General features: G+C 44.8%; 13 protein-coding genes, 1 pseudogene and 1 CRISPR repeat array. Of the genes and pseudogenes, 3 read left to right on the top strand and 11 right to left on the bottom strand.

Going from position 1 to position 15560, the window contains the following annotated elements; genetic code table 11:
* Positions 1-633, bottom strand: a 633-nt coding sequence (locus Q8J82_RS10035) for a site-specific DNA-methyltransferase (protein WP_305328226.1), incomplete at its 3' end; no start/stop codon positions are given.
* 8 nt (positions 634-641) lie between these two features.
* A pseudogene (locus Q8J82_RS13295) lies at positions 642-809 on the bottom strand (DUF6471 domain-containing protein); the annotation flags it as partial.
* Positions 810-927: 118 nt separating this feature from the next.
* Between Q8J82_RS13295 and Q8J82_RS10040 the strand changes: the two are divergent.
* A complete protein-coding gene (locus Q8J82_RS10040; RefSeq protein ID WP_304908093.1) occupies positions 928-1308 on the top strand; it encodes a transposase in 381 nt (126 codons plus the stop codon).
* 8 nt (positions 1309-1316) lie between these two features.
* On the opposite strand, the gene Q8J82_RS10045 is transcribed toward Q8J82_RS10040, so the two are convergent.
* The 5 genes from Q8J82_RS10045 to Q8J82_RS10065 form a co-directional block, all read right to left on the bottom strand.
* Positions 1317-3233 carry a TniQ family protein gene (locus Q8J82_RS10045; protein WP_305328227.1) on the bottom strand — a complete coding sequence of 639 codons (1917 nt, stop codon included), beginning with the start codon at positions 3231-3233 and terminating at the stop codon, positions 1317-1319.
* Complete coding sequence (locus Q8J82_RS10050) at positions 3230-4261, bottom strand: TniB family NTP-binding protein (RefSeq protein ID WP_304908095.1); 1032 nt, start codon at positions 4259-4261, stop codon at positions 3230-3232. The genes Q8J82_RS10045 and Q8J82_RS10050 overlap by 4 nt, the downstream gene beginning before the upstream one ends.
* A gap of 41 nt (positions 4262-4302) precedes the next feature.
* Positions 4303-6288, bottom strand: coding sequence for a Mu transposase C-terminal domain-containing protein (locus tag Q8J82_RS10055; RefSeq protein WP_305328228.1), 1986 nt, complete (start codon positions 6286-6288; stop codon positions 4303-4305).
* Between the two features lie 10 nt (positions 6289-6298).
* On the bottom strand, positions 6299-6979 hold the full coding sequence (locus Q8J82_RS10060; protein WP_304908097.1) for a TnsA endonuclease N-terminal domain-containing protein: 681 nt from the start codon (positions 6977-6979) through the stop codon (positions 6299-6301).
* 1171 nt (positions 6980-8150) lie between these two features.
* Positions 8151-8417: a hypothetical protein gene (locus tag Q8J82_RS10065; protein WP_305328229.1), complete on the bottom strand. Its 267-nt coding sequence runs from the start codon at positions 8415-8417 to the stop codon at positions 8151-8153.
* A 127-nt stretch (positions 8418-8544) separates the two neighbouring features.
* Here Q8J82_RS10065 and istA point away from each other — a divergent pair, with 127 nt between their 5' ends.
* Together istA and istB are read left to right on the top strand one after the other, a co-directional pair.
* A complete protein-coding gene (gene istA / locus Q8J82_RS10070; RefSeq protein WP_304891326.1) occupies positions 8545-10035 on the top strand; it encodes an IS21 family transposase in 1491 nt (496 codons plus the stop codon).
* On the top strand, positions 10035-10799 hold the full coding sequence (gene istB, locus Q8J82_RS10075; RefSeq protein WP_304891327.1) for an IS21-like element helper ATPase IstB: 765 nt from the start codon (positions 10035-10037) through the stop codon (positions 10797-10799). The genes istA and istB overlap by 1 nt, the downstream gene beginning before the upstream one ends.
* A 225-nt stretch (positions 10800-11024) precedes the next feature.
* A CRISPR array of direct repeats spans positions 11025-12185; the repeat unit is 36 nt; unit sequence ATTATAACCCTTCGGAATGGGGCTGGGGGCTATAAC.
* A 236-nt stretch (positions 12186-12421) separates the two neighbouring features.
* Here istB and Q8J82_RS10080 read toward each other — a convergent pair.
* From Q8J82_RS10080 to Q8J82_RS10095, 4 genes are all read right to left on the bottom strand, one after another.
* Positions 12422-12658, bottom strand: coding sequence for a toxin-antitoxin system HicB family antitoxin (locus Q8J82_RS10080; RefSeq protein WP_304891666.1), 237 nt, complete (start codon positions 12656-12658; stop codon positions 12422-12424).
* Positions 12655-13029, bottom strand: a complete 375-nt coding sequence (locus tag Q8J82_RS10085; RefSeq protein WP_304891667.1) for a putative toxin-antitoxin system toxin component, PIN family — start codon at positions 13027-13029, stop codon at positions 12655-12657. Before Q8J82_RS10085 ends, Q8J82_RS10080 begins: the two co-directional genes overlap by 4 nt.
* Before the next feature lie 99 nt (positions 13030-13128).
* Complete coding sequence (gene tldD / locus Q8J82_RS10090) at positions 13129-14547, bottom strand: metalloprotease TldD (protein ID WP_305326348.1); 1419 nt, start codon at positions 14545-14547, stop codon at positions 13129-13131.
* A gap of 59 nt (positions 14548-14606) precedes the next feature.
* A complete protein-coding gene (locus tag Q8J82_RS10095) occupies positions 14607-15491 on the bottom strand; it encodes a carbon-nitrogen hydrolase family protein (RefSeq protein ID WP_304909459.1) in 885 nt (294 codons plus the stop codon).
* Positions 15492-15560: the final 69 nt, after the last annotated feature.

The following is a 15560-nucleotide window of genomic DNA, read 5'->3' on the forward strand; positions in this document are numbered from 1 at the left end:
GGCTGGCTGGCTGGCTGGCTGGCTGGCTGGCTGGCTGGCTGGCTGGCTGGCTGGCTGGCTGGCTGGCTGGCTGGCTGGCTGGCTGGCTGGCTGGCTGGCTGGCTGGCTGGCTGGCTGGCTGGCTGGCTGGCTGGCTACGCTTAAATCATGCACGCCATCTTTATCATAACGCTTAAAATTGGTGAGTAATTTAGGACTGAGTAAGCGATCTATTTGATCTGGTGCTAAGGTCTCGTTGTAAAATACTTCACTACGTTTAGCGTCATCTTTATCTTGCCCACCCTCTAGCACGCAATCTTTATACGGCCATGCCAGTACAACATCATGGCTTTCTGTTAGGTATTGACCATTTACTGTTAAACCAATTTTGTTTCTAAATGCTGTGTAGCTACTACCTAGAAATTGCTCGTTGCCAACAAACTGCTGGAATTTTATTTTATCAAACACAAGCACATCATCGGCTTGGGTAAAAAAGTGTCGTTTAATGGTATCGCTTTTTAATAGTAGTTTAATCAAGTCACTATCCACATTAAGCGCAAGTTCAATCACTTTATTTTTGATGAGTTTGCCTTCAACAACAAGGCGGTTATCTTCTGCTAATAATTTGGTTAAGTCATTCAATAAATTTTGCATAGTTATTTTTAATCCAGCCTGATTGTTGTAATGCTAAGTGCTTTCATACACTGCATAAAAAATGCAGAGCTGTATGCGCCACGGTTGATTTTATTGGCAATGCCTTTATAACTTTCTGTAATGCCTATTTCAGCAAGCCGCTTAATCAGCTCATCATAGTCAATACCTGCTTTAGCTAATTCAGATTTTTAGCAGGCTGCACGCCAAACGATTCCAGTCTTCTGATTCCATTTGGTCACCTCAATGTTTATTTATCAATAATTCCACATATTAGTGGATATTATAGGTTAAGTTATGGCACAACACTTTCTCTTATCCGCAAAATCACGCACATTATCGGTACGCCACGTAATGGAGATGAGCCACCAAGAAGCATTTTACGTATTCAAGGCATTGCGCTGGGGTGGTGATGAGAATATCACCTGTCCGTGGTGTGGTGTGATTAGCAACCATTACTTTCAACGCACTCGTAAAACATGGCGCTGCAAGGATTGCGGTCATACCTTCTCTGTCACCAGTGGCACCATCTTCGCCTTTCACAAACCACCACTTAAAGTTTACCTAGCTGCAATTGCCATTTATGCCAATGCAGTAAGGCAAGAGCTTAAACAGTTTGCCATTAAAGGTTTTGTGTTAGATAAAAAACGGCTTGAAAACGGCACTTATTTGGGTTAAGACTACTTTTATGCAGCAAGCAAGTGCTGAATACCAAGGCCTACTCCTAGCAAATTGAGTTTAAATTTAGGTATCCAGCAAGTCACCTGACTTCGATGACTTGAACTCCTAATCTGAATAACAGGAATCCGCATCTGCCTACATAGTTCCAATACTGCTTTTTGTGTGGTGTTTTTGAGTAAAGCAACTTCGCGGCAGGCAGTCATATTGTTATTGAAGTAATTAAAAGAATTTTCAGTGATGCGCAGCCCATACGGCTGTAAATAGGCTTTAGTAAGAAGCCCATGTTTCACCAATGCGAATAAAGTTGAACGATTAATTTTTAGCTCGGACTGAACCTCATTAAACGATAGAGTATTATGCAGCGCTATCTTGATCTTATCCAGATAGCTTTTGACGTTATGCACATCAAATACCAACCCACTAGGCAAAGCGCTAGTAGTTCCAACGGCCAGAATCTGACGCCTGCTTACCGCATTTAGCCACATGGCTTTCATCTCAGAAGAAATTTTAAGTCGCATGACTTGCGCTAAGGTAATGTGATGCTTCACTATCAGAAATGGAACTTTAAATTGCATGCCTTGCATCAGACGCTTATGCAGTACTTCTATATCACGCTCATGGAACATATGCATCGGAGCCACAAAATGCTTGGCCTCGTAATAACCGTGTGATCGGTAAGCACGTAATATCTCCACAGGAATATCCAGCTGTTGAGCCGCTTGCTTCAGACTCCATCGACTCCCTGATGCAAACTCAAATGGCTGTTGGACTGATAAAGTAACCAGTTTACGTGTTGCATTGAGTTCATTCACTTCAACATTAATTACTTTGTCAGCAATCATCTTTCTTAGCGTACTCGGCTGTACGCCAAGTTGATTTGCCAATTGCTGCATACCCATAGCCTGACCAGAACTTAACTGAGACAGTTTAGGATGCATAGAGGCTTGCCTCCATCGGTTCTGACCGAAACTGATAAAGGCCTCACGCATGAATTGCAACTCATTATCTTGCCTGATGTTCTTAAAAAATGATTCATAAAACGAATTGAACTGACCGCGTAGCCCACTGACTTTAAGATTAGCGCTCGGTGCATGCACTTGCTCCAGGTAATCATGGAAACGATGTGGCCAATCTGACAATACATCTGTAGTGGTTTTCACTGCCATCCAGTCGGCGTCATCGTCGGCGCCGCTATGGTTATGCTTGTTATTAAACAAACCAAAGCGGTAGATCATCGACAATAACGTCTGAATGGACATCTGTTCAATCGCCGCCAATGGAAAACCACAATCCTCAATCTGCTCCGTATTCAATGGCTGACGCATCAGCTTGGCATACAGAATACCTAGCAAAGCCAGCATGGCTGGATTATTGAGTTTTTCTGGGGCGATTTGGGAGAGGTCGGCGCCACATCTGCACCTTGTAAGCCCTGCACGATGCCAACTTAGCAACTGCTGACAGCTTGGGCAGGTGTTGATGGTTCTGATTTGATGCATGGGGCAAGCCACTGCATATTTCAACTCATGGAAACCATCAATATACCCATGCGCCTCTACACATTCCAAACACACACCAGCATGTTTACTACGGGTAAACATCGACGGAATGGAGTGACCCATGACCTGCAGGTGACGGCCTGTATGCTGAGTGTCTGCGCTATCCAAACCTGCAGCCTTCAGTTCTGCTGCCGTTTTGCCATATAAGCCAGCTAGCTTGTCCAATGGTGGCCTTGCTGACCGCGCCTCGTTATCATCCATGCCTGCGTAATGCAGCAACTTCATCGGGCTGTCATAGCCATTCAGCTCAGCCGTTCTCAGAATAAAGCCTGGCAAACTCTCCCCCTTTACGGGGGAGGGTGTGATCACCAATGGCTGGATACTATCGTCAACTGTTAGCACTTGATGCTCACGGGTATGTTTCATGCGGCGAGCACCTCTGCTGCAGTTGGTAGGTATTTACCGGAAAGTTTTCTGGTACGCGCCGTTGTGACTTCTGGACTGGCTGTACCAATATGCTGAGCCATATCAAGTAAAGCCTGCACTGGCGTTGCATCAAAGTCAGTAGCGAACGGATTCATCAATGGTGTAATGGAGTCGCACCATACCGCCTCCGCATAAGCTCGACCAAGATCAGCCATGGTAATGACTAATTTGCCATCATGCGCACTGTTATCCATCTGCGCATTTATGCATGCTTGATGCAATATCTTGGCAACATAGCCGATTAACCCGCCTGTAGCGCAATAGCATCTGAATGCCATACTCTCAGAGGCCAGTTCCGGTAAATCAAAACGCTGCAATGCCTTTTGAAAGCATTCCAAACAAGCACCAAATTCATAACGATCTTCCTCTTTCTGCCAATCAAAACGTGGCATACGAATCGGTGCCAGAAAACGGCCGCGCAGTTGATCATTTTGGTTAATGACAGCCATGCAATCAGGCAAGCCCGCCACAATCAAGGTTAATCCAGAGCGATCAACAAAGATCTTTAACCAATCTGACAGGTAGTGCTGCACCTTATGTGACATCCTGTCATAGAAATGCTGAAATTCATCAAGCACTACAGTATGCGTCCTGGTTTGCTTGAGCAAGGTGTAAAGACGCTCCGTCTTTTCATTCTCCGACCCACGTTTAGCCCAAAGCGGATCACCAATTTCGCGCAATAAAGTTTCGACTAAGCCTTTAACAGTCGGTTTAGAGGGTATTCTGATACATAGCACGGGAATAACTAATCCATGATCTGTACGCTGTTTTGGACATTGCTTGGCAATGCATTCCAGCAAGCGCGATTTTCCGGTGCGTGACTCGCCGACTACCGCAATGCAAGTAGGCTCTTTATAATGTTGTGCAGCTAACAAGTGTGTTTCGATACGTTGCTTTGCGTTTTGGAATGCCAAATGTGGCACGATTATCTGGTCAACGGCAGTAGGCGTATAAGTATGTATGTTCATGATTTAATCCTTTTAATCACTTAAAGTTTGTATGTGGCAATCTAGTTACGCTGATCCATGATAGGCGTATAACTCGGACGTTTTTTGTTACTGGCAATGAGTGGTAATGGCACACTATTGTCGGCAATTGGCTTGGCTCTAGTAGTAGCTGACTTGGGCTTTTGATTGGTCACATCATCCACAGGTTGCTGAGTGGTATCGTTATAGCGCGCAACCTTGGCATGAGATTTTTTGCGTTTGAGTTTCAATTCGTTTTCGACAATCTCACGAATCTCGGTCTTGGCCCGGGCATAGCTGTACACATCTGCTTTTTTGAAATGTTTCTTGGCGTATTCCCGGCAGATATTGTGCAGCCACAGCGTCATGCCTTTGGCATAGTCCTGATTGAGTGCAGGCACTTCGATATAGCCCTGACCAGAGCCCAACATGACATAGAGATGGCCAATATCACTTTCATCGACGCGAATCTCCACTTTAAAGGTATCACCACGTTCGCGCCTGAGTTGCATGAGCTCCGGGCAGTTATAGAGCAGATTATTGATCTCGATGCCTTTGTGGCTCACGGTTTTGTCCGGCACCGCTTTGCCCAACAGCATATCGATCTCAGCAGGGTTGTGTGCCAAAGCAATTTCATCAGGCGTAATGCTGCTGGCCCACATTGCTGCCGGCGTTACGTCACCCAGTCCGCGATGCGGTTTCTGATGATAATAATCAGCAATCCATTTATGGATGATGAGTCGCAGCGTACTCAAAGTGACTACGGCATGTTTTGCCGGATCATAGTCATCCTTCTCAAAGATATTGCTGAAGGTCGTTCCCGCGATGCCATGACTGACGCTTTGATTGATGGTGCGATTGAAACGCTCGATCTTGCCTTTAAACCAAGGTGTCTTGCGTGGGGTATAGACGATTTCCACACCAAAGGCAAAACAGGCTTTTTCCAGACTAATGCTGTGGAACTCCAGGCCGTTATCCACGAACAGTTGCTCCATTACGCCATGTGCTTCCCATACATGTCGGATATCAGGGTATTGCTGTTGCAGATTCACCTTGGGCAGAAATGCATGTTTCAGGCATTTACCTACTGTCAGATAGCTGGGCGGCTCAAAACCGATGTAAATTCCCAGAATGCAGCGCGTATGTGAATCAATACAGATTGTGAGCCAAGGACGGCCTAACGGAACATGAGACTCATCATCAATCACAAATAAATCCAGCTTGGTGTGGTCAATCTCTGCTGCTTCGAGTGGTTTATTAGTCACCAGATGTTTAAGTTTGCTACGGAACACACGGTGTGCCGCCACCTTTCCGTGACGTGCTACATAGCGGTCATAGGCAGGAATCGCGTTGATCAGTCGCTCTATCAATCTTCTGGTAGGGAGTGGCAATTGTTGGCTTTCAGGGCGCTGATTGTTTTCGCGCGTGACCATAACCACGGCATCTTCCATCACCTCTTCGACAGTACTGCGTTCACGGCGCATATAGAGCCGATCTATGCAATCTTCTGCAATCTCGACCACTTCAATTGGATACCGTGAAATGCGATTACCCTTGCGTTGATGCTGCCCAGCCAAAGCAAAAGCATCTTTACCGTTGGCCATATAGGTCTTTTTCCACGCGCATACATTGACCCAATGCGGTGCTTTGGCAGGTGATTTAATCTTCGTCCATACCAGTTGAATCGCCTGTTTTATGATGGACTCTGTGCAAGGCAAATGTTCTACCGCTTTGACATACATGCGCCTGACGACGGCCTTGTCCCATTCCTTACCTTCTACCTGGCGATTGATGGTGGTTGATTTGCTAGCGCCAGCCTCTTCACGCAAAACTGCTTTTTGCGGATCTTCCATAAACACCAGTTTGCCTTCTGCATAACATTGTTGCAGTGCCTGCAAATTGAACTCATGTACCCTGCCTGTGCGCACTTCACGCACTTGCCAAAGACCTTCAGATATTTCTTGAGTCATTTGGTATTCACGTCCGTCCATATCAAAGTGAACGTTTTTACAAAAGTGTACGATTGCCATGATAGATCTCCTAGTGATTAACGTTGAAGTGGCTGTGGATTTGTGTTGCAGCATTTATGGGGCGATGAAGATCAATGCTAAGTTTGCCTTCCAGTATCAGTCGGCTAATATGCTGTAATACAGAATGGGACTGAGATTCGAACACTCCCCAATCCATCACAGGCACCACTAAGAAAAGTCGGCGTATCTTTTCTTTTTCGATGGCCGGGACCGCGAAGCGTCCAAGCTTATTAAGGCGTTTGATATTATCGAGTCGTGGTTGAGTGGCTAAAGTCTCAGCTAACACCATACGATAGCCGTAGCCATAGGTAGGTAAAGCTTCGATTAGATGGGCGGTGCGTTCTGCCACCTCAGGTTCATTCGCATCGCGCTCAGTTTTAACTTCCCATAGTTCGCAGCGATGATATTCTTTCACCATCAAGTCTGGGTAGTGCCTGCGCTTCTCGCCATTTAGCATGTAGATGATTTCGCAAGGCTGCTCGTTGAAAGCAATCACTTGTGGACTTGCATCAAGGATGCGCATGGCATTACCTTCATGCGGGGACTCCCATTGCATCATGCGTTGCATTTTCCAGCTGGGGTATTTGCCGCTATTACGTGCATTAGAGCGACTGACTACTTTTCTGCTACGGATTTTTCCATTAGTTGGAAAGATTATTTCTATGCTAGGTACGGCTATTAAATGATTCATTGTTAACTCCTAATTTGCTTCAAATGGAGTAACTCAGAAATTTTGGCGTAGGGAGTCCCGTCTAGCCAATCAGTATTTTTTACCAATTAGAAAGTTAGGGGTGCAAAGGGGCCAAGACCATCGTCTTAAATTTGACAAAACTTACTATTGTCGTAGAATGTATTTAACTAGTTGGTCGCTAGGTATTACGTATTACATTCAATCGACTCAAGTGAGTTTCGCTTGGGTCTTTTGCATTTTAGTCACCTGATAATTCAGGCTACTTACTCTTTTGCTTTTATCTCTTCGGTACTTCCTTTCTAAAATGGCAGTTGTTAAAACTGCCGCCTAATCAAACTACTCTTCACAAAATACGTTTCTGAGTAATCTGAAAACCAAATTATCATAGTTTTTAAATCACGCAACTTTTGCTATAGCAATAACAAATAATCCATTTTCAATAAATATGCAATCACTAAATTTTAGTTAAGCATATGATTTATATAAATAATTAGTAACCATCAGTTACTCTAAAAACTGACAGTTACAGAGTTCTAGCTTATGAAATGAGAAAAGCCGCTAATTTAGCGGCTAAATTTGACAAAATAAATTTTCATGAAATGCCCAGAAGTTTGTAACTTGTGGTTAATCGAGAAACCTCGCGAATATTGTAGTCATGGGGTCCAACTGGATATAGAGGCACGTTTTCCTAAAGGTTCAGTCAAGATAAGTAATTTCTAAAAATTGTAAAATAACACGGCACATGGTTCAAAAATTTCATGGGGGCTTAAGAAAGACAAGGGCGCTTGATGCTATGTTACAAAGCCTATATTTTTTTGAGTGCTATAGAGATGGTTGATCTCATTATCGAAAAATACAAACTTACTCACCATCTAAAATGGCATGAATTGGCACTTATTCGGGCACTTTTTAAGAAGCTGACTGGTAGGGATACAAGGTCTAATAACGATCGGATAAATATATAATATTTTTGCATTAAAAATCTTTAGACCATAAACCTATGGACTTCCCAGAACATCATATACTGTAGGCATATTTTTACGTGATCAACTCGGAAAGTAAATAACTAGCTTCTAAAATAAAGTAAGACTTTGGCAGAGTCGGTTTTATTTTATGTTTTTAAATCAATTCACAACGTTGCATGATAATAAACATACAAATTAGCTATCGTCTATGGGTGGTAAGCCGACACGCCGATAATCAAATAATTAAATTCAATTACTGCATTAGGTCCCGAGAGGTGTTCTAAACGTGCAGTAGTACGGTTCCACCTGTAGTTATCAAGATTTATTGCATCATCAGATTGAATGACCAGATAAGAGCCATGCCTGAGCTTACAGGAAGTTGCGCTTTTACCGAAGTCTAAACCAATATTGAAATTGTGTACTTGAACATTTTTACTTCTGGCGGCAATTGCAGAGATAGCAGCTACTGCCAAAGCAGAATAAGGCTTTAGTACAGGTTGAGCTGTGTATTGAGCGACAATTATCTTGTCTGGTCTAGCGACAATTAACTTGTCTAGTTGATCTGATAGAGTTCTGCACAGCAAACCATAAGGAGGCGCTGTGTCAGGTAATCACATTTCAGATAAACAGGTTAATTTATATATGACACAAAGAGCTAAGCACAGTCAGGTGATTGCTGCAGCCAAGAGCGGCATTTCATCACGCACTGCCAGTCGCATCGACAACCAGATTCACCAACCCAAACAAGCCAATCGTCATTGGCGTACCAGAGAAGATCCGCTGTCTGTCATATGGGAGCCGATTGTGCTGCCATTATTACAACAGTCCGATGGCCTGACCCCGATTGGGATATTTGATTACCTGTGCGAACAGCACAGTGATCAGTTTGATCCTAGAACACGCCGCACTCTGGAACGACGCATCAACCGCTGGCGACAATTACACGGCAGCGCTAAAGAAGTGATGTTTACGCAAACCCATGCGCTTGGCGCACTCGGCATTGCTGATTTTACTGTGGTCAAAGAATCAGTGACCATTGCCGGCGTGCCGCTGAAACATAGGCTGTTTCATTATCGCTTGGTCGCCAGTCGCTGGGGTTATGCCCAAGTCGTCTATGGCGGCGAGAGCTTTACGGCGCTATCTGATGGATTGCAGCGTGCATTTGTTGCCAGTGGCGGCGTGCCGCATGAATTACGCACCGACAGTTTAAGTGCGGCCTATAAGAACCGTCAGCAACAACATGATTTTACCGAACGTTATGCGGATCTATGCCGGCATTATGGGGTAAAGCCTAGCCGTAATAACCGGGGTGTCGCGCATGAGAATGGCGCCATTGAATCGCCCAACAATCATCTTAAAAAACAACTGCATCAAGCGCTGTTAGTGCGCGGCAGTCATGACTTTAACAGCCGTGAGGACTATGAGGCTTTTGTGCAAAACCTGCTCAAGCAACGTAATCGTCGCATCCACAGCGCCTTTCTGGAAGAGCAGCGACAATTACAACCCTTACCCGCGACACAGCGCGTCAATTACACCGAACATATTCTCAGCGTCAGCCGTAACAGCACCATCACGATCAAGCACGTCCTTTATAGCGTGCCTTCAAGACTGGTTAGCAGTTGCGTACGGGTGCGTCTATTTGATGCCAAGTTGGAGCTGTGGTGTGCAGGTGAGCATACCTTGACCCTGACTCGCTTGTTCTCGTCATCAGGCATTCGTCAACGCAACATTGATTACCAACATGTGATTGAATCATTAGTGAAGAAGCCACGTGCCTTTCGTTTTGCTAAATGGCGTGATGACCTGCTACCCAATGAGGACTATCGGCGTATTTGGCAGCGTGCGGATAATGAACTACCCGCCGATGACGCCTGTAAATATATGGTAGGGCTATTACACCTGGCTAAAAAGGCAAACTGTGAAGATGCCTTGGGGCGTTACGCCCTTGCGCAGATAGAGCAGGCCAGTCGTTTCAGCTTGCTTGACTGCCAGCAACGGTTCTTAAACGTCATCCCGATCATTCCCAGTCTGCGCATACAGCAACATGCGTTAAGTGATTACCAAGCCTTATTGGCAAAGGTACCAGCCTAATGAATAGCCCAACACTTAACACGCATAACGCTTCATTGCCGCTCATGCTTAAACAGTTGCATTTGGCTTCCATTAAAACGCATTGGCAGGCGATGGCACAAAAAGCCATCACTGAACATTGGGCGCCTGATCAATACCTGGCAGAGCTGTGCCATATCGAATTGTTGGCACGTGAAGACAAGCGCCTTCAGCAATATCTCAAGGATGCCTCGCTCCCAGTAGGCAAACAATTGGGCAGCTTTGACTTCAGTGTATTGCAGGGTGTAACGCCGGTACAGGTCAATCAACTGATTCAGCAGAACGGCTGGGTTAAAACGGGTGGCAATTTATTGGTATTTGGCGCCAGTGGCGTTGGTAAAACCCATTTGGTGAGCAGTATCGGCTATGGTTTGGCTGAGGCTGGCATCAGGGTTAAATTCATGGCGGCGACCGCATTGGTACAATTGCTGCAACGGGCCAAAGCTGAACTCAAACTCACTGAGGCGCTCAATAGGCTCGATAAATACGCAGTATTGATTGTGGATGATATTGGCTATGTCAGAAAAACGGAACAAGAAAGCAGTGTGCTGTTTGAATTGATCGCACATCGTTATGAGCGTCACAGCTTAATCATCACGTCCAACCAGTCATTTGAGGACTGGGATAAATTGTTTGATGATACGGTCATGACGGTCGCTGCTATTGATCGCTTGATTCATCATGCCACCATCATTCAGTGTGAAGGAGGCAGCTACCGAAGAAAATCATCTATGCAAAAACAGTAGTAAAAATCTCAGCGTCAACTAGACAAGATAATTGTCGCTGAACTGGACAAGATAGTTGACGCGCTACACCGATAAACAGTTTGGGCGTATGCAACATTGGATAGGCGTACCCACACAACATGAGAAAAAAGTGACCTCCCAACAACTCATCTTGTTATAAATAAGGCGGAATTTGTAAAGAAAAACCCGTTGAATTCTTTTGAAATTCAACGGGTTATCAGCTTGGTGATTATAACCCTTCGGAATGGGGCTGGGGGCTATAACTACTTAACTGCATTAATCGCCAAGCGTGTGATTATAACCCTTCGGAATGGGGCTGGGGGCTATAACTTCATTCATTGATTGTTGCGTGAACGCATAATTATAACCCTTCGGAATGGGGCTGGGGGCTATAACTAAATGTGGTGTGTATAGCTTTAAAAATGAATTATAACCCTTCGGAATGGGGCTGGGGGCTATAACTTGCAGCCGCACTGATAGAATACCTATACCATTATAACCCTTCGGAATGGGGCTGGGGGCTATAACCAACCCATATCGTGTTCGCTCTGTCGGCTTATTATAACCCTTCGGAATGGGGCTGGGGGCTATAACCAAAATCAGGGGGGTTAACATGGGTATACCATTATAACCCTTCGGAATGGGGCTGGGGGCTATAACTGTAAAAACAAACGCACAGCTAGAAAAAGTATTATAACCCTTCGGAATGGGGCTGGGGGCTATAACTGTAAAAACAAACGCACAGCTAGAAAAAGTATTATAACCCTTCGGAATGGGGCTGGGGGCTATAACGAAATAATTTCGCTTTTTCGGGTTCTTTTGATTATAACCCTTCGGAATGGGGCTGGGGGCTATAACGTACAGTCTGCCTGCTTTGGTGCAGGTGTCATTATAACCCTTCGGAATGGGGCTGGGGGCTATAACTCAAAATTGTTCCTAATCGTTCAATTTTCAATTATAACCCTTCGGAATGGGGCTGGGGGCTATAACAGTCTTTAATAAGGATGCCTTTACCACCTGATTATAACCCTTCGGAATGGGGCTGGGGGCTATAACATGTAGCTTGTGTCAGTATCTGGGCTAAACATTATAACCCTTCGGAATGGGGCTGGGGGCTATAACATGTAGCTTGTGTCAGTATCTGGGCTAAACATTATAACCCTTCGGAATGGGGCTGGGGGCTATAACATGGGTGTATGACTAAAAAATTAATCAATGATTATAACCCTTCGGAATGGGGCTGGGGGCTATAACGCGGGTGTGCGAAACCCCTGAGCCGTGTCCATTATAACCCTTCGGAATGGGGCTGGGGGCTATAACTGATGAAGTTAAAGAGTATTGGTTAAATAAATTATAACCCTTCGGAATGGGGCTGGGGGCTATAACTAATTCCTATAAATATTGCTTGATTAACTACTGAAGCGCCCATATTATTTTGAAAATATTTTCAAAATAATATGGGCGCTGATTTTTGCAGAGCTAATCATTAAGTTGTTCCACCTACCGTGAGTGCATCAATTTTTAGCGTAGGCTGACCTACATCCATTGGCACGCTTTGGCCTTCTTTACCGCAGGTGCCAACACTATAAATTAACTCAGCGGACTTATAATTGCATCATGATTTAGATTCGGTCTATCTCAGTTGGCTCACTATTAGGCACTTTTGATAACGCTGAGTTGAATTTATCTTTACTTGCCCTTACCGCACGAGCTTCAATATATTTTTCAGTGGTGAGTGCTGATAATTTTTCCGCAACTGCGGATGCAATAAATTGGTTAATGGATATATCCTCTTCGGAGGCAACCGTTTTTACCATTGTGTGTAATGAGTTGGGGAGTCTTATGCTAAGTACGCTCATGATAATAATCCTTTCTGATTCAATAATTCTTTGGGTGTAATCACATTTATACCAAATTTTGATTTTGCGATTTTAAAGTCTTTGATGTTCCACGTTACGATGGTTGCCTGCGCCTTAACTGCAAGTTCTAGCACATGGTCATCTTTAATATCGTGCAATACTGGCCGCCATAAATAAAAGATTTGATGCGCGGTTGCAATTAAGCATAAATAATCTACGATTGCATCCATATCGGCATGTCGGCTGTGTTCAATCTCACGCTTTAAAATAGATTCATATTCAAATACCAGTGGCGTTGAAATATGTAACTGAAAATCTGGACTATGAATATGCGTAAGTAATTTGTATGACGCGCCTTTGTTGTACTTCATCCAGTCACTAATACGTTGGTATCAAGTATGATATTCATACATTGGTATCATGTACAATACTAAAAGTATGTTCAACACACTTTTTAATTAAGTTAATATCTAAGCCGTTCCACCCACCGTCAACGCGTCAATTTTCAGCGTAGGCTGACCTACACCTACTGGCACACTTTGGCCTTCTTTACCACAGGTGCCAACCCCACTATCCAGCGACATATCATTGCCTATCATGCTGACACGTTTTAAAACTTCAGGGCCATTGCCAATCAGTGTTGCGCCTTTGACCGGATACGTGATTTTGCCGTCTTCAATCATGTAGGCTTCTGCCGCGCTGAATACGAATTTACCGCTGGTAATGTCGACTTGACCGCCGCCAAAATTGGCTGCGTATAAGCCTCTTTTAACCGATTTAATGATTTCTTCTGGTGGCGTAGTGCCGTTTAACATATAGGTGTTGGTCATGCGGGGCATGGGAATATGCGCGTAACTTTCACGACGAGCATTGCCAGTTACTGGCATATTCATTAAACGTGCATTCAGTGTATCTTGAATGTAGCCACGTAAGATGCCGTCTTCAATCAGTACCGTTCTATTGGTAGGGTTGCCTTCATCATCCATGCTAAGTGAGCCGCGTCTATTTTGAATAGTACCGTCATCCACAATGGTGATACCTTTGGCGGCCACTTGCTGGCCTATCATATTGCTGAATGCTGAGCTGCCTTTGCGGTTAAAGTCGCCTTCTAAACCGTGGCCTATGGCTTCGTGCAACAATATGCCGGGCCAGCCCGCGCCTAATACTACTGTCATGCTGCCAGCTGGAGCAGGGCGCGCGTCAAGGTTAATAATGGCTTGATGCACGGCCTTTTGGGCATAGTCGTGTAGCACTTCATCGGTGAAGTAACTGCAGTCAAAGCGCCCGCCGCCGCCTGCGGAGCCTTGCTCACGGCGGCCATTGCTTTCGGCAATCACATTGATTGATAAACGCACGAGCGGGCGCACGTCTGCTGCCATTACGCCGTCATGACGCGCGACCATGACGACTTCATATTCACCTGCGATAGAGGCGGTGACCTGCGAGATACGCGTATCCAGTTTTCTGGCAAACGATTCCAAACGTTCCAGTAATTTCACTTTTGCATCAGCAGACAGTGAGGCAATTGGGTCTTGAGGCAAGTAGAGTTGCGATGCCTGGCGTTTAGTAACTGAACTTGCTGTTTGCTCTGCACCTAAGCCTGCAATGGCTTTGGTGGCCTTTGCGGCCTCTTGCAATGCACTTAATGTAATATCATCGGAATAAGCAAAGGCGGTTTTTTCACCACTGACTGCGCGAACGCCTACACCTTGGTCGATAGAGAAATTACCAGACTTTACCTGACCTTCTTCTAAGCCCCAGCTTTCAGAGCGGCTGTATTGAAAGTATAAGTCTGCATAATCGATTTTATGCGACATCATGTCACCAAGCACATTTTGCAGCTTTGCCACATCCAAACTGGCGGGCGCGAGTAGCGCCTCAGTGGCCATTTCAAAATGAACGCCCAGAGGTCGGCTAGTACCTGTTTTACTTGTGTCGACTTTAGTGGTCATCTGATGTCCGATTTTTCAGTAATGGTTCTATGTTTAAGTGCAGGCAAGCTCTTGCGCAGGCTTTCCTGATATTTGGGGTTAAAAGTTGAAATAACAACCCCTGAGCCACGCGGTAGTCTGTCTAAAATCACGCCCCACGGGTCAACAATCATGCTGTTGCCGTGTGTTTCACGACCAGATAAATGGTAGCCACCTTGGGCGGGTGCAATCACATAGCTGAGGTTTTCAATGGCACGTGCGCGAATCAGTGTTTCCCAATGTGCTTTGCCTGTGGTGTCGGTAAAGGCAGAGGGTACAACGATGATATTGACTTCACCCATGGCACGATACAGCTCAGGAAAACGCAAGTCGTAGCATATAGACAAGCCGATTTTACCAAATGGCGTATTCACTACTTTAACGGCATTTCCTGACTCAATGGTTTTTTCTTCGTGATAATGCTCGTTGCCTAAATCCAGCCCAAACAAATGAATTTTGTCGTAACGTGCTACTTGGTGGCCTTTATCGTCATATACCAAGCAGCTATTGCGCACTTTGTTCGGATAATTACTTACCATCGGCACAGAACCACCAATGAGCCAGATTTTATGTTTCTTTGCTATTTTGCTTAAGAAGGTTTGAATCGGGCCTTTGCCTTCTTCTTCACGCACCGCCACTTTGTCGGTTTCTTTCAAGCCCATAATTGCAAAATATTCAGGCAAAACTACTAATTTTGCACCTTGATTTGCCGCAACCTCAATGAGACGCTCTGCTTCACTTAAGTTAGCCGCAACATAAGGCCCTGATGCCATTTGTATGGCAGCGATTTTAATGATGTCTTTGCCTGAATTAAGGCTGGTAGGTTTAGCTTTAGTAGTTTTTATACGCGAAGTAATGGCCATATTTAATCCAAACATTTTTATTAAATTTACTGATTTTTATCAAAGTAACTAGCTTTTATCAAAGTTACT

Source organism: Methylotenera sp. (assembly GCF_030684185.1).
Classification (GTDB): Bacteria; Pseudomonadota; Gammaproteobacteria; order Burkholderiales; family Methylophilaceae; genus Methylotenera.